Source organism: Methanocalculus natronophilus (assembly GCF_038751955.1).
Lineage (GTDB): Archaea > Halobacteriota > Methanomicrobia > Methanomicrobiales > Methanocorpusculaceae > Methanocalculus > Methanocalculus natronophilus.
On sequence record NZ_JBCEXH010000005.1, the window covers coordinates 104,118 to 122,625 of the forward strand.

16 protein-coding genes are annotated in these 18,508 nt (G+C 52.1%); 12 read left to right on the plus strand and 4 right to left on the minus strand.

The genetic code is table 11. The features are described from left to right. Positions 1 to 8 precede the first annotated feature (8 nt). Together ABCO64_RS07390 and ABCO64_RS07395 are read right to left on the minus strand one after the other, a co-directional pair. On the minus strand, positions 9 to 1,127 hold the full coding sequence (locus tag ABCO64_RS07390; protein WP_253459823.1) for an ATP-NAD kinase family protein: 1,119 nt from the start codon (positions 1,125 to 1,127) through the stop codon (positions 9 to 11). Continuing rightward, a complete protein-coding gene (locus ABCO64_RS07395) occupies positions 1,127 to 2,485 on the minus strand; it encodes a TrpB-like pyridoxal phosphate-dependent enzyme (RefSeq protein ID WP_253459820.1) in 1,359 nt (452 codons plus the stop codon). The genes ABCO64_RS07390 and ABCO64_RS07395 overlap by 1 nt, the downstream gene beginning before the upstream one ends. Positions 2,486 to 2,615: 130 nt before the next feature. Here ABCO64_RS07395 and ABCO64_RS07400 point away from each other — a divergent pair, with 130 nt between their 5' ends. The 7 genes from ABCO64_RS07400 (at position 2,616) to ABCO64_RS07430 (ending at position 7,659) form a co-directional block, all read left to right on the plus strand. Beyond that, the gene (locus tag ABCO64_RS07400; protein ID WP_253459817.1) at positions 2,616 to 2,978 is read left to right on the plus strand and encodes a hypothetical protein; all 363 of its coding nucleotides are present in this window, start codon (positions 2,616 to 2,618) and stop codon (positions 2,976 to 2,978) included. A 179-nt stretch (positions 2,979 to 3,157) separates the two neighbouring features. Continuing rightward, on the plus strand, positions 3,158 to 3,901 hold the full coding sequence (locus ABCO64_RS07405) for a TFIIB-type zinc ribbon-containing protein (protein ID WP_253459814.1): 744 nt from the start codon (positions 3,158 to 3,160) through the stop codon (positions 3,899 to 3,901). A gap of 3 nt (positions 3,902 to 3,904) precedes the next feature. Next, the gene (locus ABCO64_RS07410; RefSeq protein WP_292615461.1) at positions 3,905 to 4,921 is read left to right on the plus strand and encodes a hypothetical protein; all 1,017 of its coding nucleotides are present in this window, start codon (positions 3,905 to 3,907) and stop codon (positions 4,919 to 4,921) included. Between the two features lie 8 nt (positions 4,922 to 4,929). Beyond that, positions 4,930 to 5,517 (plus strand): hypothetical protein, encoded by a 588-nt coding sequence (locus tag ABCO64_RS07415; RefSeq protein WP_343089312.1) that lies wholly within the window; start codon positions 4,930 to 4,932, stop codon positions 5,515 to 5,517. A 32-nt stretch (positions 5,518 to 5,549) separates the two neighbouring features. Then, the gene (locus ABCO64_RS07420) at positions 5,550 to 5,885 is read left to right on the plus strand and encodes a hypothetical protein (RefSeq protein WP_253459805.1); all 336 of its coding nucleotides are present in this window, start codon (positions 5,550 to 5,552) and stop codon (positions 5,883 to 5,885) included. Between the two features lie 20 nt (positions 5,886 to 5,905). Next, a complete protein-coding gene (locus tag ABCO64_RS07425) occupies positions 5,906 to 6,442 on the plus strand; it encodes a hypothetical protein (RefSeq protein ID WP_253459801.1) in 537 nt (178 codons plus the stop codon). Next, the gene (locus tag ABCO64_RS07430; RefSeq protein WP_253459798.1) at positions 6,442 to 7,659 is read left to right on the plus strand and encodes an SPFH domain-containing protein; all 1,218 of its coding nucleotides are present in this window, start codon (positions 6,442 to 6,444) and stop codon (positions 7,657 to 7,659) included. The genes ABCO64_RS07425 and ABCO64_RS07430 overlap by 1 nt, the downstream gene beginning before the upstream one ends. 11 nt (positions 7,660 to 7,670) lie before the next feature. Here ABCO64_RS07430 and ABCO64_RS07435 read toward each other — a convergent pair whose 3' ends face one another. Beyond that, complete coding sequence (locus ABCO64_RS07435; protein ID WP_253459795.1) at positions 7,671 to 8,894, minus strand: RecQ family ATP-dependent DNA helicase; 1,224 nt, start codon at positions 8,892 to 8,894, stop codon at positions 7,671 to 7,673. After that, positions 8,891 to 9,529 (minus strand): SdpI family protein, encoded by a 639-nt coding sequence (locus ABCO64_RS07440; RefSeq protein ID WP_253459792.1) that lies wholly within the window; start codon positions 9,527 to 9,529, stop codon positions 8,891 to 8,893. Before ABCO64_RS07440 ends, ABCO64_RS07435 begins: the two co-directional genes overlap by 4 nt. Positions 9,530 to 9,706: 177 nt before the next feature. Between ABCO64_RS07440 and ABCO64_RS07445 the strand changes: the two genes are divergently transcribed. From ABCO64_RS07445 to ABCO64_RS07465, 5 genes are all read left to right on the plus strand, one after another. Continuing rightward, a complete protein-coding gene (locus tag ABCO64_RS07445) occupies positions 9,707 to 10,591 on the plus strand; it encodes a proline iminopeptidase-family hydrolase (protein ID WP_253459789.1) in 885 nt (294 codons plus the stop codon). 906 nt (positions 10,592 to 11,497) lie between these two features. Next, positions 11,498 to 12,199: a hypothetical protein gene (locus tag ABCO64_RS07450; RefSeq protein WP_253459786.1), complete on the plus strand. Its 702-nt coding sequence runs from the start codon at positions 11,498 to 11,500 to the stop codon at positions 12,197 to 12,199. Positions 12,200 to 13,211: 1,012 nt separating this feature from the next. Continuing rightward, on the plus strand, positions 13,212 to 14,786 hold the full coding sequence (locus ABCO64_RS07455) for a type I restriction-modification system subunit M (protein ID WP_343089313.1): 1,575 nt from the start codon (positions 13,212 to 13,214) through the stop codon (positions 14,784 to 14,786). 249 nt (positions 14,787 to 15,035) lie between these two features. Beyond that, on the plus strand, positions 15,036 to 16,220 hold the full coding sequence (locus ABCO64_RS07460) for a restriction endonuclease subunit S (RefSeq protein ID WP_253461043.1): 1,185 nt from the start codon (positions 15,036 to 15,038) through the stop codon (positions 16,218 to 16,220). Continuing rightward, positions 16,217 to 18,490: a GmrSD restriction endonuclease domain-containing protein gene (locus ABCO64_RS07465; protein WP_253461040.1), complete on the plus strand. Its 2,274-nt coding sequence runs from the start codon at positions 16,217 to 16,219 to the stop codon at positions 18,488 to 18,490. Before ABCO64_RS07460 ends, ABCO64_RS07465 begins: the two co-directional genes overlap by 4 nt. Positions 18,491 to 18,508: the final 18 nt, after the last annotated feature.

Sequence of the window (18,508 nt, forward strand, 5' to 3'; positions counted from 1 at the left end):
ATGTGCGATCAGGTGCCGGGATCCTGACCATGTATCCTGATTTTTCGCCGTTCTGCAAGCCCATAGCCGCATATGACGCGTATTGTATCGGGAAAGGTTCTGTCGAGGTCGCGATCCCCGGTGTCGATATGAAGGTCTGGTGTGGCTCTCAGTTTGCCCGGAGTTGCCACCACGATGATATTGTCATGGCCGATCACCTGCAGATTGTCTGGCGTGATCACCTGGGTTCCCCTCCCGATGATGAAGCCCTGGGATCCGATCGGGCTGATGATGAGGCGGGTATCCGGGTGATCATCGAGAAATTCCCGGAGAGCGTGTGCATCACCGTCAGAGATGACGAGCCTGCCGCCGGCATAGGCATCGAATCCAAGGAGTGTCTTTGGAAGAGCCATTGCACCTGCTATGGCCGTGGTGGTCGACCCGGGTCCAAGGATGAAGGGTCTGCCTGATGCAAGGACTCCTGCCATGAAACCGGCAATGTCCTGTTGATCATCTGCATCGTTTTTGGCTCCCCGGAATGTCTCTTTTGCATGCTGGACATAGCCCGGACGGTAGGGTGTTCTGGCGATCCCATAGAGCGTGGTGCTGAGCCTGCCCTCACGGTATGCCGTCTCATCGACATCGAGCACCTCGGCATCACGGACCGGCAGCCTGCCGGCATCACGGATCAGGGCTGCTGCGGCTGCCGGATCTGTTGCAAAGACTGCAGAGTACATCTTGACACCGGCTGGTATACCAAGTATCGGGATTGTTGTGCCGACTGCGGCAACAACATCCCGTGCTGTGCCGTCGCCGCCTGCAAAGACGAGGAGGTCTGCCCCGGCATCACGGATTGCAACGCAGGCAGCCTCTGTGTCAGTTGCAGTCGTCTGGTTCCCGCAGTGATAGTGGATGGTATAGCCGGTGATGCCGGCTGCAAGCATTGCATCTTCACCCATTGGCCCGGATGCGGTGAGGAACCTGGTTTTGGTTTTTCCAAGGTAGGAGAGGGCTTCTGCTGCCCGTCTGCAGGAGCGGGGTGTTGCACCCCGCCGGAGAGCCTCCAGGGAGAGACCGTCGGTCCCTTTGAGCCCGACTGTCCCTCCAAGACCTGCAATCGGGTTGATCACAAGCCCGACTGACACCATCACGATCGCTTCGGGAGGTTTGCAAGTGACTCTTTGATCAGGTCATCAGGGCATTCGTAATCGATGATCTCGCCTGCATGGTAGGCATCGTATGCAGACATATCGAAGTGGCCGTGGCCGGAGTTGCAGAAGAGGATCGTCTTCTCCTCGCCGGTCTTTTTACAATCGAGTGCGACATCGATTGCACCTTTTGCTGCATGTGCTGCTTCAGGAGCGATGATGATCCCTTCAGTCCTGGCAAAGATCTCTGCTGCTTCAAAGATCTCGTTCTGGAGATATGATCTCGGGGTGATGATACCGTCATGGACGAGCCGGGAGACGATCGGCGAGTCGCCATGGTAGCGGAGGCCGCCTGCATGGAGGGCTGGCGGGATGAAGTCGTGGCCGAGGGTGTACATCTTCAGCATCGGGGTGAGGCCTGCAACATCGCCATAGTCATATTCATACAGCCCCCGTGTCAGTGTCGGGCAGGCAGCCGGTTCGACCCCGATGATCTCGGTCCCTGTTGCCTTCCCGGTCAGCTTGTCGCCTGCAAACGGAAACGCGATCCCGGCAAAGTTCGATCCGCCGCCGACGCTCCCGATGACGTAATCAGGATAGGTATCTTCCATTGCGAGCTGTTCGCGTGCTTCAAGCCCCATGATGGTCTGGTGGAGGCAGACATGGTTTAAGACAGAGCCGAGTGCGTAATGGGTGTTGCCATTGGTGGCTGCATCCTCGACAGCTTCGGAGATGGCAATCCCAAGCGATCCCGTGGTCTCTGGATCTTTCTCAAGCATTGCACGGCCGGCAGCCGTTCGCGGGCTTGGGCTTGGGATGCATTCTGCACCCCAGACTTCCATCATGGATTTCCGGTAGGGTTTGTGCGCATAACTTGACCTGACCATGTAGACAGTACATTCGAGTCCAAAGAGGCTGGTTGCAAAGGAGAGGGCTGATCCCCACTGGCCCGCACCGGTCTCGGTTGCGATCCGCTCGGTTCCCTCTTTCATATTGTAGTATGCCTGGGGAACTGCGGTGTTTGGCTTGTGGCTGCCTGCGGGGCTGACACCTTCGTACTTATAGTAGATCTTTGCCGGTGTCTTGAGGTACTGCTCAAGCCGGTGGGCACGGTACAGGGGAGCCGGCCTCCAGAGCTGCAGAATCTCCCTGACTTCATCCGGGATAGGGATCTCACGCTTCTGGCTCATCTCTTGTCCGATCAGCTCCATTGGAAAGATCGGGGCGAGATCGTCTGGTCCAACCGGCTTGCCTGTTGCCGGGTGGAGCGGCGGGTCAAGGGGAGAGGGGAGATCTGCCTGGATATTGTACCAGGTCTTTGGCATGCTCTCCTCGTCAAGATATATTTTTGTCCTCATAGTACACAAACTCCTCTTAGGGTAAAAGTATGTTGTATGATGTACACATTTGTACTCAAAACTTATAAAGAAACCGCCTGAACCGATATGACCAAAATGTTAATACCTCGTAATGCCGAAAGACACTAGTATGAAGAGTCTGTCTTTTCTCGTGCTTGTTACACTTCTTGTAGCGGGCGTTCTGGTATCAGGGTGTATGGATCGTGAAGAGGTGCTCCACGACACAACCCTGACGTTGGATAGTGGAAAGTTTGTCACCTACGATCTGGAGGCAGGTACCTACTGGATTCACGTCACCTCTGATGAGAAGGTGGATGTTGCCTTTGACACCGCCTCCACCTATGACAGGAAAGGCGTCACCGTCTACGATCAGGTGATCACCCTCGGAAGCGCAGCCAAGATGAAGGTTGAAAATCCCGGCAGATTCCTTGGAATTGGTGCTAAGGAGGCGTCTGTAACCCTGAAGATTGTAAAGAACCCGGCAAACCGGTGAACTGCGTGGGCAGCATTCTGCCCTCTTTTTCAAATTGTTTACACCATCCGAAAAGCGAATGCCCTGTTCCGGCGGGAGGTTATCCCAAATACAATCTTTTTTCAGGGCCTATACACGCTTTTTTTCAGGAAAACTGTCCATTCGATATCCTTAAATAATAACATAAACCCTTATCAATTATGTCGGCTTTTCAATGCCCGAAATGCGGCGCACCCATGAAAGTGGACTCCGGCATACATTTTTCGAAGTGCGCATATTGTGAGAGCACGGTTTTTGTGGATCGGGCAGGCGTGATGTTTTTTTACGCACTCCCCTTCACAATCAACGAGGATAAAGCAAAAGCCATATTCAGGCGCTGGACAGCAGGGCCTCTCATGGCAAAGGAGCTTGAGAAAGGAGCTGAAATAACGTCATTTACAAAGATCTACTTCCCCGTTTACCAGTTTAAGCGGGATGAGAACGGACGGGAGAAGATTCTGGTCAGGCCAGCGAAAGGAACAACCCTGCCGGGTATGCAGGAGCTCAAGATCCCGCCAGGCGATATCACCCTCTATGACAGTTCATTTGATGCAGGTGATGCACTGGTTGAGGAGGTTGAGATCAATATGGACGCATACCTTGAGGAGATGCCGGGCACCCCAAAGGAGCAGTCGCTCATCTACTTCCCGATCTATTCGGTCACCTACTCCTTCAATGGCGAGGAGTTCAATGCCATAATCGATGGGTCAGGCGGAACAGTCTATGCAGGGACATTTCCAACGAGATCCTCGTTTCCGTACATGCTTGTTGCCGGTGCCGGGTTTGGGATCGCCTTTATCGGAGCGCTTCTCGGGGGGATTGTCGACGCCATCTTCTTCATCCTGGTTGTTATCGGGCTTGGCGTGTCGCTTTACCTTGGCCACCGGGTCACACGGGAGGTCTGAGAGATGAGCCAGAAGATTGTTTTCGGGATGAACTGCCCCTCATGCGGTGGCAGAATCGATATCCAGGAGGGTGAGCAGCTTGCCCTCTGCCCGTTCTGTGAAGCCGCCCATTCACTTGTTGTTGATAAGGGTGTTGGCAAGATCAGGCTGAAAAATACTCTTGATGCCGGGAAGGCAGAAGAGATTGTCAGGGCCTGGTTCAAAAAAGGGCTCAAGGCCCGCGATCTGACGGAAGAGTCACGGATAACCGAGGTCTCCTCGCTGTATCTTCCCTTCTGGAGGCTGGTCGGCCAGGGCAGGGCTATTGCCTGCGGGTATACCGAGCGGCAGGATACAGATGATAAGGGGAATACACAGACCTCCACTGATTACTACGAGAGGGTTGTTGACCGGGAGTTTACCTGGACTGAGATCGCCTGTGACAGCGGGGATATCGGCGTTACGACCCTCCGAAATACCGAGGGGGAAGCCGCTCCACTTGAGGAGGGTGAAGTTCCGACCTTTGAGCCGACGAGTTCGCGGGATGATGCAAATGACCGGGCCAAAGAAGGGATCAGGAACATGGCACTGGCAGAGGCCACTGCCGGGATTGAAAATGTCACCTTCTCACGGTCATTTATTCTGCCAAAAGGGTTTGAGCTGGTCTACTACCCGTTCTGGATCGTCAGGTTCAGGTACAAGGAACGCGGGTATTTCGCGATTGTGGATGGGGTAACAGGCCAGATCCTCTCGGGGAGGGCGCCTGGGGATCCACTCTACCAGACGCTCATCATCGGGTTTGGATCTGCGGTTGCCGGCAGCCTGACCGGGTTTGGCATCTCGATGCTTGCCGCAGACGATGGTCTTGGCTTCCTGCTGATTATCGTCGGTCTGGTGATGATAGCCGGAGCCTACTACAAGTTCAGGTATGGATCAGAGATTGTGGAAGGTGACCGGCCGGGTGCTTCGGCAGGTATGGATATGTCGAAGCTGAAGGGATCGGTTTCGATTGGAAAGCCGCAGATCAGGTTTGGACGGTGAGCTTTGCTATGTTACGACTGAAATCATTAGCCTGTACATCATGCGGGGCGTCTCTCTCGGCAAAGAAACGTGACCTCGCACTCGCCTGCCCGAAATGTGAAAAGATCATGGAGTTTGATACCGGGAACCTCAATGATCTGGTAACCCGGGTGGCAGGTTTTGGAACAGAGAAAGGCGGAGAGAAGATCTATATCCCGTTCTGGGTTGTGGATGCTGATCTCAATGTCACGGACAAGAAAGTGATCGGAGGACGGATCGGACGGTTCTTCAAAGGCCAGAAGCAGTTATCAGGGCAGATGAAGTTCTGGATATGCGCAGCAGATATTGAAAATGACCAGAGAAAAGAATGGAATATGGAATATACGCTCAAACAACCATCATTTACAGAACAGAACGGTTTCCAGAGGGTTGACCGCCTGCCGGTTGTGATGAACCGGGAAGATGCGGCACAGGCTGCTGAATTTCTGTTCCTGCGCCATGAGGTTGAGATATCCGGAACACTCCAGTCTCTCACCTATGACTTCACGGTTCATGGAAAAGAGCTTATATACCTACCATTTTACAAGAGCAATGCAAAATATATGAGTGGATTGTAGTTGACAAAACCCTTACGTTGGAGATGATAGAGATGAAACAGGAAGATAAACGATTTCAGATGGGATGGGCAGCAGTTGCCCTTATGTTTGGTGTCGCACTGCTTGTGAACTATTTCAGGGAGGGCGATATCTATATTGTCGTGTCGGTATTCTTTGTCGGTCTGGCATTGATACTGGCAGGGCTCTCAATGGGTGTTGGCACCCAGAACAAGTACCTTCTCGGGTTCGCAGGCATACTTGGACTTATTGGCGTTGTGGCGCTTGCGTTACGGCCAGTCTGGCCGATTGTCGACATCGGGCTGCTGCTTGGCGGTATCATTGCCGGAGCGGCGCTTGCATTCATGGTCTATACATTTGCCAGGAAGTAGGAATTGAGGACGGAAAAAAAATGGCAGATCTCAGGGAACGAGTCGAGGATGATCGCGGGCTGATCAAGCAGATCCAGCTTGCGATCCCTGGATTCAGAGGATACAGGAAACGTGAGGATCTTCGTATTGCAGATAATCTTCTCAGGATACAGCTTGCCGACAAAATCCGTGATGACTGTATGGCTCCAATTATGCAGTCACGGGAGGCGGCATCACGGGCACTGGAGCTGCCGGTGATGAATGATCTTGGAACACTCATCCAGTCACTGAAGACGCTTGAGGCAAAGATCCGTCATGCAGACCAGGGGTATTCGGGGATCAACCCGAATTTCCGGATCGACGAGAGTCAGCTGGATACCCTGTACGAGTATGATCTCTCCATGCTCGAGTATGTGAACGGGCTGAAGGAAGCAGCAGAGAAGATCCTCGCTGATGCGGAGATCGGAGATTTCAAGGCGGTCGGGCCGGCCTGCCGTGAAGCAAAGGCAGGTGTGATTCAGTTTGGCACTGTCTTTCGGGAGCGGCACCAGGTAATGGCTGATCTGGGGGCAATCTGATGGTATTTTTCAGGCGTTCAAAAGATACGGGAGCGGGAAGCGACATCAAGGGAACAGAGGCCCGGAAACTCTTCTACTGGGTGGAGGAGCATAAGGGCGAGAACGTGATGTGGCGGCTCCCCCAGAATGTGATGTGGAACGATAACGTCCTTGTCCGTGAGGATGAGTGGGGTATCTTCTTCCGTGACGGCAAGGCCATGCAGGTCTTTGACCGGCCGGACCGCTACGCACTCACAACCCAGAACATCGCCGGGCTCCAGGCACTCTCCGCAACCCTTGTGGGTGTCAAGCAGATCGGCGAGTTCTACTGGGCACAGAAGCGGGAGTTTCGGGGAACGTTTGGGACATCTGAGCCTCTGACCTTCCGTGACACCGACTTTGGGGTTGTCAGGATCCGGATCTTTGGCCAGTTTGCGTACAAAGTTGCCGATCCGATGCTGTTGATCACCCAGTTTGTCGGTACAAAAGGGATGACAACCTCTGAGGAGATCATCAGCTGGCTGAAAGACCAGATCATCATGATCCTCAATGATACCCTCGGCGAGCTGAAGACCCACAAGCAGATGGGCATTCTCGATATGCCTGCGTATCTCACCGAGATAGAGCAGTTGTGCCTTTCAAAGCTTGGGTCCGAGACGAGCAACTACGGTCTCTCCATCACCAAGTTCTCAGGCCTGAATATCAACCTCCCCGAAGAGGTGCAGGAGGCTGTTGATAAACGCGGTGCGATGTCTGCACTTGGTGTCAACTTCATGCAGTACCAGTCCGGCCGTGCAATCGAGAATATCGGACGGGGTGCTGCAGAGGGCGGCGGCGGTGAAGGAGCCGGGTTTGCCACACTCGGTGCCGGTATGGGCGCCGGTATGGGTATGGGCAATGTTATGGGCCAGTCCATGGCAGGCGGCGGCGGTCCCGCTGCACCGTTTGGTGGCGGGGGTCAGCAGCAGGAGGCACCGCAGCAGCAGCAGACTGTTGCCTGTGTCAAATGCGGCCAGCAGATTTCACCCGGCACAAAATTCTGTCCCCACTGCGGTTCACCGCAGGTTCAGGAGAGCGAGCCGTGCGGGAGTTGCGGTGCATCTGTGAAGAAAGGGATGAAGTTCTGCCCCGAGTGCGGTGCTAAAATGGATGCCGGGCCCAAAACGTGCGGGAAATGCGGCGAGGAGCTTGCACCCGGTACAAAGTTCTGTGCAAACTGCGGAACACCGGCTGAGTAAAGAGATCTTTTTTATTTTTTTCCTGGCAGGCAGGAGTCGCAGCTGCCGCAGCTGGTTTTCCCATATTCTTCCCCAAAGATGGCGAGGAGGTGTCTGCGGCGGCAGGTTGCTGATTCGCACCATTCCTGCATGAGCGCGAGTTTCCGAAGCCGGATCTCGCGGTCTTTCTGGTTCTGGTACTCTTTTTCGATAAGTTTCCCTGCGATCACGAAGTCCTGCCTGCTGTAAAAGAGGAGGGATTCGGCGGGTTTGCCGTCCCTACCAGCTCTGCCGCTCTCCTGGTAGAAGGACTCGATATCTTTTGGAGGATGGTAGTGGACGACGAACCGGACATCGGGTTTGTCGATCCCCATCCCAAACGCAACAGTTGCCGAGATGACCTGCGTATTGTTCTTCAGGAATGATTCCTGTATCCGTTCGCGTTCGTTTCCCGGGAGTCCGGCGTGGTAGGAGAGGGCAAGGATATGCCGTTTCCGGAGTTTTGCTGCGATCTCGTCTGCTGCGTTTCTTGAACGGCAGTAAATGATCCCGGATCCGTTCCTGTGGCCTGCGATGAATGCAACAAGTCTCCGGAACCGTTCTGAATCGCTTTTTTCGAGGAGTGCGGTATACCGGATGTTTGTACGGTCAAAGCCGCCGACATACTGGCGGGGGGATCTGAGGCGGAGCTGGGTGGTGATATCGGATCTCACCTCCTCAGTTGCAGTGGCGGTGAGGGCGATGATCGGCGTGTGTGGGAAGAGATCGCGGATGATCCGGAGTTCCCGGTAGTCTTTCCGGAACTGGTGCCCCCACTGGGAGATGCAGTGGGCTTCATCTATTGCAAAGAGTTTCGGCTGGATTGACCCAAGGAGTGCCTGGAATGCAGGGAGGCTCAGGCGTTCCGGGGAGACGTAGAGGATACTGATCGCCTGGTTTCTGAGATCCTCCTCAACTGCCTGCCGCCTGTCATAGGTCTGGTTTGAGGTGAGGAGGGCAGCTGCGATCCCCTGTCCCCTGAGATCGTCGACCTGGTCTTTCATCAGGGCGATCAAGGGTGAGATGACGATTGTTGTACCCCCGAGGAGGAGGGCGGGGAGCTGGTAGCAGAGGGATTTGCCGCCGCCGGTTGCCATGACGGCGAGGACGTCCCTGCCTGCGAGGAGGTCATCAACGATTGCCTCCTGGTTTGGCCGGAATGTCCGGTGGCCAAAGTATGCTTCCAGGGTCTGCTGGGAGGTGGTGTCATCCTTCATGGGATCTCACCGAAGGTTCGATACTCACGGTAGCTGACAAGCACAAGCCAGAGGAGGGCGCCGAGTGCCGGGGCGAGGATGAAGAGGAAGAGGTAATCGGGATAGAATGAGCCAAGGAGGGTGATCCCGGCTGCTGCCTGCATGACCCGGCCGCTCTTCTGGTGGGTTCGTATCCAGACTGCTTCGCTCTTCATGGTCCATGGTGTCCGGATGCCGATCAGTTTGTTTGGTTTTCTGAGGCGGGGGAGGAGGATCGAGGTCCCAAGGTAGAGGAGGGAGAAGAGGATCGGGAAGAAGAAGTTTGTGGGGACCGGGTAGCCGGTTGCGGTGAGCCCGGCAAATACCTGGATACCAAGGAGAAAGGCGAGCAGCAGAACGATGAACCAGCCGGTGGCTCTCCTGGTCTGTGTGTCGCCTGACCCAAACTCCCGTGAGAGAAGAGCAAGGCCAATTCCTGTGGCGATGATGAGTGCCGGCAGGATCGCGATGCCGGTGCGTGCATCTGCCCAGGCATCGGGTTCGCCCGCGATATTCCAGTGTATCGGAACGGTGTCGGGGGCAGCCGGCCAGACCAGGGCTGCAAGGAGGAGGGATGCGGCGATGATGGTATAGAATGCGATCCGGTGGGTTTCCATTGTGTGGTGATCCCTGTTGATCGCTCATCCTGAAAAGGGCTCTGGATCGCTTTTTCTTCAGAGACTCCTGATGGTTCAGTACTGCAAAGCGGGATGGTTTCTTCTGTTCTCTGCCCGCACGTTCGCTGTTGGGTGTTCAGAAGGATTTTAGTGCAATGGAAATAGAGAGGAGGAGTTATGAGGAGATCCAAACGTAAAACGGTGTCTGTCCCAGGCGGCGTGGTGACATACTGTAGTGCAGGGGAAGAGGAGGCAGGGGATCCGCTGATCCTCGTTCACGGTGGGCCTGGGGGAAGCTATGATGCATTTGAACCGTTCCTGTTGCTTGCCGGGGCACGGCCGGTGATCTGCTATGACCAGCTCGGATCGTTTCGCTCCCCTGCTGCTGTTGATGAGTCGCTGCTCTCGCCTGAGCGGTTCGCCCAGGAGCTGCATGCAGTCAGGACGGCGCTTGCACCGGGGCGGGTGCATCTCTTTGGCCATTCGTTTGGGGCGATGGTTGCACTCGCCTACATTGAGCAGTTTGGGCAGGATGAGATAGCATCCCTTGTGCTCGCCGGGCCCCTCATCTCGTCTCCACGCTGGGAGGAGGACCAGCGGCGGCTGCTTGCCGGGATGCCGCCGGATACCCGGGCGGTAATCGAGATGCACGAGTCATGCGACGTCTATGATTCGCCCGCATACCAGGAGGCGATGATGGAGTACTACCGCCGCCATGTCTGCCGGATGGATCCCTGGCCGGACTGCCTGAACCGGATGTTTGAGCGTCTGGCAGTCCCGATCTACCTGGCGATGTGGGGGCCATCTGAGTTCACGGTCCGGGGGAGCCTCCGGTCCGTGGATATGAGGCACGTGCTGCCGACGCTCCGGCTGCCGGTGCTCTATACCTGCGGCGAGTTTGATGAGGCACCACCCATCTCTGTCCGTGATTTTGCCGATATGACCGACGGAGCGGTGGTGAAGGTCTTTGCCGGGGCATCACACATGCATTTCCTCGAGGCAGAAGATGAATATCTGGCGATGATGGAGGCGTTCCTGGCGGGGACGGAGGAGGGGAGGTGAAGTGAAGAGAGAGAGAGGGGGGGGTGAGAAGGTGAGGTGGATTGAGAGAGACGGATGGAAAGGAAGGGCAGGAAGGGAAAGGAAAAGAACGGGAGAGGAGGGTGCCTCTCAGGTGACAAGGGGGGGGTTTGAATATCTCTTGTACTAGTACTGCTCACAACAATAACACGATCTTTTTCTTTTGCAATTTTGCTCCTCTCACGCAACAGAAACACTCACACCATGCAGGGTGTGGCTCTATATACCTGGGACAGCGACCCTGAAATGAGCAGAAAAAAACAGATCAGAAGAGAGTTTTCAATCATCAGGAGTGTACACTCTGAAGACCATACATTGAGCCAACACGAATAACACGATTACCATTGTTGTCCGGGTGGTTTCCACCCCCCCTTAGCCCGGAACGTTTGGGATGGGATGGGATGGGATGGGTGACAGGGTAATTTTCACACAGCTATTCTTAACACAGATACTCTTACACAGATACTTTACACTGATTTTCTTACACGGAAATGCTGCTTGCAGAAATGATGCTCCGAAATGATGCTCCAAAATGTTGCTGCAGAATGTTGATGCAGAAATGCTGATGCAGAAATGCTGATCCGGATTTTTTTCAGACGCACACACACTCACATACTCACACACTCACATACTCACCTACCCCCACACTCAAACACTCAAACACTTACACTCCGCACGGCAACCACCTATTACCTGGCTTTGCAAACGAGATTGTATGCTAAGAACGAGCGTAAATGACGAACTTTCAGGGCTTCAGAAAGTCAATCCAGGCACAGGAGTCGCCTTTGGAGAAGAACCCTTTATGAGCGGAAATCCACGTGCGGGTGATTTGCACTGTGCGGGAGATTTACACTGTGCGGGAGAGATCCCTGCCCGGGGGGTCTGCTGATGGCATTTACAAAATCCCTCTCCCTTGCCGATCATCTCCATCCCTATCTTGAGTCCTACCATGCAGAAGGCCGATCCATATCGGCACTCGCCTCCCGCCTCTTCACCGAGTACTTCACCGGGACATCGGGGATTTCGGGAATATCAGGAGTATCGGGGGTATCAGGAGTTTCAGGAGTATCCAGGAGTAACGAAGATGATGAGAATGTTCTGGCAGGGAAGATTGCCGACATCAGGTACAGCCTGATACAGCAGGATCTTGACCGTGTCAGGGCTGATCTTGCTGCCATCGAGCAGGAGCTGAACCAGGCCAAAACCACCTTCCAGGCGGTGGCAGAGCAACGCAACGCCCAGAGACACCAGCAGGAAACCCTGCTCCTGAAAGAGATCGACCGCGAATTTGCGGACCTCACAGCCAATGGAACGGCTGTGGCAGCCAGGGAGGCTGCGGGTGCACGTGTCAGTGCAGGTGCAGGGGGAGGGACTGATCCAGGCGTACCTGCTGGCCCGGATCCTGGCATCAGAAAGAATGAGGCGGGCCGCTACCGTGCCTGGGCCCGTGGCCTCCACCTTGAGGGATCTGATCCCATCAGCATCATCAACCACAGAATCGCCGCCATCGCCACCCGCACGGGCCAGCCATCAGCCGAGGTCAGGGAGGCACTGTACCGGCACCTGCCGGGGATCGAGGAGGTGATGTGAGGGGAGGGGGAGGTATGATGAAGGGGTGGAGGGGTTACGAAGAATATCGGTTCGTTGCCGGGTGGTTTCACTTCGAACACTTTTCAACCCCATTTACCCCTTATTTCAAAATCAAACCGAAATCCTTGTTGCAGTGACATTTCGGAGCAATATTTTGGCACCCCTGATCCCGATTTTCACCCTCGCAATGTAGCCCATTTGATGTTGCCGGGTAGTTTCACCAAAGCCATTATTCCAGCTCATTTAAGCTGGTTTCAAATTTTAACGGAAATCCTTGTTGCACAGAAATCTCCTTTCGGCAATTCCACATTACCATCTCAGTTTTCAACCACACAGTGCAGCCCTTTTTTTGTTGCCATTTAGTTGCCGGGTAGTTGCAGATGAACCATTAATTCGCCCATATTCCCATCTTTTTCAAAATTCAAGGAGATTCCTTGTTGCAGGAAAAATTCCACCAGTTTTTTCCCTCTTAATCATCACGTTTGCCGGACTTCCGGACTTGTGTTGTGGTTCTATTTGACGGGTATTTGACAGCCATAGAAAGAAAACGCTGATTCAAGCTCTAATCGCGGATACAAGCAATTCTGTATTTGATGGGTATTTGACGGGTATTTGACAACCATAATGCGAAAAGGTCATTTCAAGCCCTGATTTCAAATCAGAGCAAAATTGTATTTGATAGAGAGAGTGATAGCCAGAGCAGATGACAGGCTTTTGATAGTGGAAACAATATGATAGTGGAGTCCATACAGACCAACGGTCAGAATAGTGCATGGTCACAAGTGATTCCGAATTTGAGCAATACTTCGCATGGAATGAGAAATCAAAGTCTTTATCGTTGGTGGAGAGAGAGTAATCCTTCAGAATACCCAATAAGTGAGTGTATCGCAGATCCACACTGCAAGATCCGTCCTGACGATCATTTTCATTGTCCAGCTGTGGCATACACTTCATACATACAACCCGTAAGAAAAGCTCAGAACAAACTTCCATTAAACCAGGTAGCAAATCCATGAACCATAACGGAAATCATATCGAATCACGGCTCTGGGCAGCAGCCGATGAGCTGCGTGCCAACTCCAGGCTGAAGTCATCTGAATACTCAGTTCCTGTTCTCGGGCTCGTCTTCCTCAGGTATGCTGACCACCGGTTCCAGGCAGCAGCAGCAATGATAGAAGGCGGGGGGAGCGGAAGCAAAAGCGTTGGCAGGAGCCGTCGGCGGACAATTGGCCCTGACGATTACAAGGCACAAGGTGTTCTCTTCCTGCCTGAGGAGGCACGATTTGGGACGCTGATGAGGCTCACGGAGGCATCCAATATCGGAGAAGCGATCAACGAGGCGATGCGGGCAATTGAGGTTCATAACCAGGATCTGAAGGGAGTGCTCCCCCGGAACTACAACCGCTTCGAGAATGCATTATTGATGGAACTTCTCAAGACCATGAACTCGATACCGATGGATATCGAGGGAGATGCGTTCGGGAGGATCTATGAGTACTTCCTCGGCAATTTCGCACGGGCAGAAGGACAGAAAGGCGGGGAGTTCTTCACCCCGCTCGCACTTGTCCGGCTGATCGTCGCCATCATCGAGCCGTTCCATGGGAGGATCTATGATCCCGCCTGCGGGTCCGGCGGTATGTTCGTCCAGAGTGCCCGGTTTGTGGAGGAGCACCGGAAAAATCCGGGATCTGATCTGAGCATCTTCGGGCAGGAGAAGGTCGAGGAGACCGTCCGGCTCGGGAAGATGAACCTCGCGGTCCACGGCCTTTCAGGGGATATCCGCGAGGGGAACGCCTATTATGAGGATCTCCACAAATCACCCGGCAGATTTGATTTTGTGATGGCAAATCCCCCCTTCAATGTTGACCGGGTGGATAAGGAGCGGCTGAAAGATGACCCCCGATTCCCCTTCGGGCTCCCCCGTGTTGATAACGGCAACTACCTCTGGATACAGATCTTCTATAGTGCACTCAACGAGAACGGGCGGGCGGGCTTTGTGATGGCGAACTCCGCATCCGACGCCCGAAGTTCCGAGTGTGATATCAGGCGGCAGATCATCGCCGACCGTGCCGTCGATGTGATGGTCGCCGTCGGCTCGAACTTCTTCTATACCGTCACCCTCCCCTGCACCCTCTGGTTCTTTGATAAAGCCAAGCGGAAGACCGACCGGGCCGACCAGATCCTCTTCATCGACGCACGGCATATCTACACCCAGGTCGACCGTGCCCACCGGGACTGGACACCCGCACAGATCGAGTTCCTCGCCAATATCGCCCGCCTCTACCGGGGCGAGGCAGCAGAGAACCTCCACGAAAGTGCTGACCTGATGGCTGAGCACTTCCCGGACGGAACCTACATCGATATCCCCGGCCTCTGCAAAGTGGCGACCATCGAGGAGGTGGAGGCACAGGGCTTCAGCCTCAATCCAGGCCGGTATGTGGGAGTGAAGGCACGGGAAGAGGATGACTTCGACTTCAGGGAGCGGCTTGAGGAGCTGAACGAGGAGCTGGAGTTGCTCACCCTGGAGGCGAGGGAGCTTGAGGAGCGGATCGCGGAGAATGTGGGGAAGTTATTGGAGGGGGAATAGGAAAAGATATTACTCCAGACATACAGAAGAGCATAAATTGCTATCTGCGGCAACTATTCGAAATTCCGAAGAGTTCAAATAGATAAGTGAAAAGATGTACAAAAGAGTGTACCTGAAAAGCTACATACTGATCAGATCTTTACCATTAATAAGGATCAAGAGGAGAGCAAGCTCTTGGAATCTCCTGATTATGTAACTTCAGTGTATGATAAATAAATTAGTAAAAATATCAGGGGTGGAGCGGATTTCGTGGCGGGAAAATGGAATAAAATATCTTTAGGTGAGGTTTTAACTTTTCAAAGAGGATTTGATATCACAAAAGCTGAACAAAAGAATGGATCATACCCTGTTTTCTCTTCCTCTGGCTATAAATCAAATCATTCTGAATATAAAGTTCGAGGTCCAGGTGTTATCATTGGTCGAAAGGGTACTTTAGGTACTGTTTTCTATTCAAAAACAAACTTTTGGCCACATGATACCACTCTTTGGGTGAGAGATTTTCACAACAATGAGCCGAAATTCGCTTACTATTTCCTTCAAACAATGGGCTTCGAGCGATTAGATGCTGGAGCCTCAAACCCTACTCTCAACCGGAACCACATACATACCCTTAAAATCAAATGGCCTCCCCTCCCCACCCAACACAAAATCGCCGCCATCCTCTCCGCCTACGACGACCTCATCGAGAATAACACCCGGCGCATCAAAATCCTTGAGGAGATGGCGCAGAACCTCTACCGCGAGTGGTTCGTCAAGTTCCGCTTCCCCGGCCACGAGCACGCCCAGTTTGTGGACTCGCCTCTGGGGCGGATTCCGGAGGGGTGGGAAGTAATGGAGTTAAGAAACATTGTTGTTCTCTGTCGAAATGGTGTTCAACCAAAGGAATATCCAGAAGAAATTTTTGAATACTTTAGTTTTCCTGCATATGATTCAGGGAAGTTGCCTGCAATTGAAAAAGGTAGTGAGATTAAAAGTAGCAAATATCTAGTACCACAGGACTGTGTATTAGTCCCGAAATTGAACCCTCATATATCCAGAGTATGGCTTCCAAAACCAAAAAATAATCTTCGGTCTATAGCTTCAACTGAATATCTCATTTTAGAACCCAAAAGGGGTTCTTCAGCATATTATTATGTTTTTTTTAGTCGACCAGAAATGATAGAGAAACTTGCAGGTCGTGCTGATGGAACATCAACTAGTCATAAGAGACTTAAACCAGTTGATTTTTTAGATCAGTTAGTAGTTATGCCACCAGACTCTATTACGGATTCTTTCGACTTACAAATAATACCTATGATGGATATAATAGATACTTTAATTAATACTAACACCACCCTCCGCACCACCCGCGACCTCCTCCTCCCCAAGCTCATCTCCGGCGGGGTGGATGTTTCAGAAATAGATATAACGATTCCAGTTGAGGTTAAAACATGACTGATACTGTTTTTACAAAAGTTGACTATGATCTCAATTCTCTGATAAAATATATTAGCATGGGGAATATTGGGCTGCCTGATATCCAGCGACCCTTTGTCTGGAAGAATACCAAGGTGCGTGATCTCTTTGACTCAATGTACAGAGGATATCCGGTTGGGTACCTCCTTTTCTGGAAGAATGCTCTTACCGATGATAACCAAATCAATAAAGCGAAAAAAACCATCGGATCAGATCCAAAGCAGAAAACTCCAGATCTTGTCATTGTAGATGGTCAACAGCGCCTAACGTCCCTTTATGCTGTTATAAAGAATATTCCAGTATTACGAGATACCTTTGAGACAGAGCAGATTCGCATCGCCTTTAATCCACTCGAAGAAAAGTTTGAGGTAACTGATGCTGCAATACTTCGTGATAAAGCGTACATTTCAGATATTTCTGTGATATGGAATGATAACACAGATCTCTTTGAAGTTGTTGATAACTATCTGGATGAATTGAGCAAAACCCGTGAAGTAACAGCAGAAGAAAATAAAGCTATTAAAAAAGCCATCAGCAAACTCAATGGCTTGTTGAGCTTCCCATTTACCGCCCTTGAATTGGCATCTGACATCAACGAAGAGGCCGTATCCGAAGTCTTCGTCCGCATTAACAGCAAGGGAACACCGTTGAATCAGGCAGACTTTATCCTGACCCTGATGTCGGTCTTCTGGGATGAGGGGCGTGCCGAACTCGAAAAATTCTGCCGTGAATCACGCAAACCATCAAAAGGAACTGCTTCTCCATTTAACTACTTTATCGAGCCATCGCCAGATCAGCTCCTCCGGGTAAGTGTAGGTGTTGCCTTTAAACGTGCCAGACTCAAGTATGTCTACTCCATCCTGCGGGGGAAGGATCTGGAAACAGAAGAATTCAGTATTGAGAGGCGTGAAAAGCAGTTTGAAATCCTGAAAGACGCCCAGAAAAGAGTCCTGAATCTGCAATACTGGCATGACTTTTTGAACTGCATCCGCCAGGCTGGTTTTCGTAGCAAGGGGATGATCAGTTCAAACAGCAACCTTCTGTTCTCCTATATGCTGTATCTGATCGGCAGAACCGAATACAAGGTTCCAGAGTACGATCTCAGGCAGATTATTGCACGATGGTTCTTTATGTCGGCTGTTACCGGCCGATTTACCAGTTCACCCGAATCTGCGATGGAATTTGATCTTGCCCGGTTGCGGGATGTCAAATCTGCTGATGATTTCGTGAATAATCTGACCAAAATCTGTGAGATTACCCTTACGAACGACTTCTGGGCAGTCAATCTTCCAAACGACCTTGCCACATCATCATCACGGAGCCCGTCACTTTTTGCCTACTATGCAGCCCAGGTATTACTGGATGCAAATGGTTTATTTTCAAAGATAAAAATCGCTGATCTTCTCGATCCAACCACGAATGCACATAAAAGCGCACTCGAACGCCACCATCTCTTCCCCAAAGATTATCTGAAAAACCAGGGATTCCAGGGAACTCGTGAGATTAACCAGATTGCAAACTATGCCCTTGTTGAGTGGGGGGATAACATTCAGATCTCAAATAATGCTCCAGAAGAGTACGTTCCTAAAATAAAAAGCCGGTTTTTTCAATCTGAAATCGAAAAAATGTACCGTCTGCATGCTCTCCCACCAAACTGGGAGCATATGGAATACCGGGACTTTCTGGAGAATCGCAGGGAACTGATGGCACAGATCATCGCAGAAGGGTATAGAATCCTTGTTTCAGGTCAATCAGAGGAAGATACCAGTCCTGATGAAATTAATCTGATATCATTGGTTCAGTCAGGAGAATCCGAAGCAGTTGAGTTCAAGTCCACACTCCGGACGAATCTGCATACAAACAACAGAGATCAGCGAATGGAGCAGTCTGTTCTTAAAACACTCGCCGGTTTCTTAAACACGAATGGTGGAACATTGATCATCGGACTCTCAGATGATGGCAGCCCTGTCGGAATTGATGTGGATGGCTTTGAAAATGAGGATAAGATGAGTCTTCACCTTGTCAATATCATCAAAGCCCGTATGGGGATCTCAGCAATGACCAATGTGCATATTCATTTTGATGATCATAAGAACTCGCGTGTCATGGCCGTGAATTGTCAGAAATCTCCTTCCCCGGTATTTGTGAAAGATAATGAGATAGAACGGTTCTATATCCGGACCGGACCATCCACCACTGAGTTAAGTGCAAGCCAGACACAGGAATTTATCAAACAGAGGTTTCGCTAACGAATCCTCACAGCATTG

Excerpts from the sequence above, each read along its gene's own strand:
- ABCO64_RS07405 (WP_253459814.1), top strand. The coding sequence starts at position 3,158 with ATGTCGGCTTTTCAATGCCCGAAATGCGGCGCACCCATGAAAGTGGAC.
- ABCO64_RS07390 (WP_253459823.1), bottom strand. The coding sequence starts at position 1,127 with ATGGTGTCAGTCGGGCTTGTGATCAACCCGATTGCAGGTCTTGGAGGG.
- ABCO64_RS07435 (WP_253459795.1), bottom strand. The coding sequence starts at position 8,894 with ATGAAGGATGACACCACCTCCCAGCAGACCCTGGAAGCATACTTTGGC.
- ABCO64_RS07445 (WP_253459789.1), top strand. The coding sequence starts at position 9,707 with ATGAGGAGATCCAAACGTAAAACGGTGTCTGTCCCAGGCGGCGTGGTG.
- ABCO64_RS07455 (WP_343089313.1), top strand. The coding sequence starts at position 13,212 with ATGAACCATAACGGAAATCATATCGAATCACGGCTCTGGGCAGCAGCC.
- ABCO64_RS07450 (WP_253459786.1), top strand. The coding sequence starts at position 11,498 with ATGGCATTTACAAAATCCCTCTCCCTTGCCGATCATCTCCATCCCTAT.
- ABCO64_RS07400 (WP_253459817.1), top strand. The coding sequence starts at position 2,616 with ATGAAGAGTCTGTCTTTTCTCGTGCTTGTTACACTTCTTGTAGCGGGC.
- ABCO64_RS07465 (WP_253461040.1), top strand. The coding sequence starts at position 16,217 with ATGACTGATACTGTTTTTACAAAAGTTGACTATGATCTCAATTCTCTG.
- ABCO64_RS07395 (WP_253459820.1), bottom strand. The coding sequence starts at position 2,485 with ATGAGGACAAAAATATATCTTGACGAGGAGAGCATGCCAAAGACCTGG.
- ABCO64_RS07425 (WP_253459801.1), top strand. The coding sequence starts at position 5,906 with ATGGCAGATCTCAGGGAACGAGTCGAGGATGATCGCGGGCTGATCAAG.
- ABCO64_RS07430 (WP_253459798.1), top strand. The coding sequence starts at position 6,442 with ATGGTATTTTTCAGGCGTTCAAAAGATACGGGAGCGGGAAGCGACATC.
- ABCO64_RS07440 (WP_253459792.1), bottom strand. The coding sequence starts at position 9,529 with ATGGAAACCCACCGGATCGCATTCTATACCATCATCGCCGCATCCCTC.
- ABCO64_RS07410 (WP_292615461.1), top strand. The coding sequence starts at position 3,905 with ATGAGCCAGAAGATTGTTTTCGGGATGAACTGCCCCTCATGCGGTGGC.
- ABCO64_RS07415 (WP_343089312.1), top strand. The coding sequence starts at position 4,930 with ATGTTACGACTGAAATCATTAGCCTGTACATCATGCGGGGCGTCTCTC.
- ABCO64_RS07420 (WP_253459805.1), top strand. The coding sequence starts at position 5,550 with ATGAAACAGGAAGATAAACGATTTCAGATGGGATGGGCAGCAGTTGCC.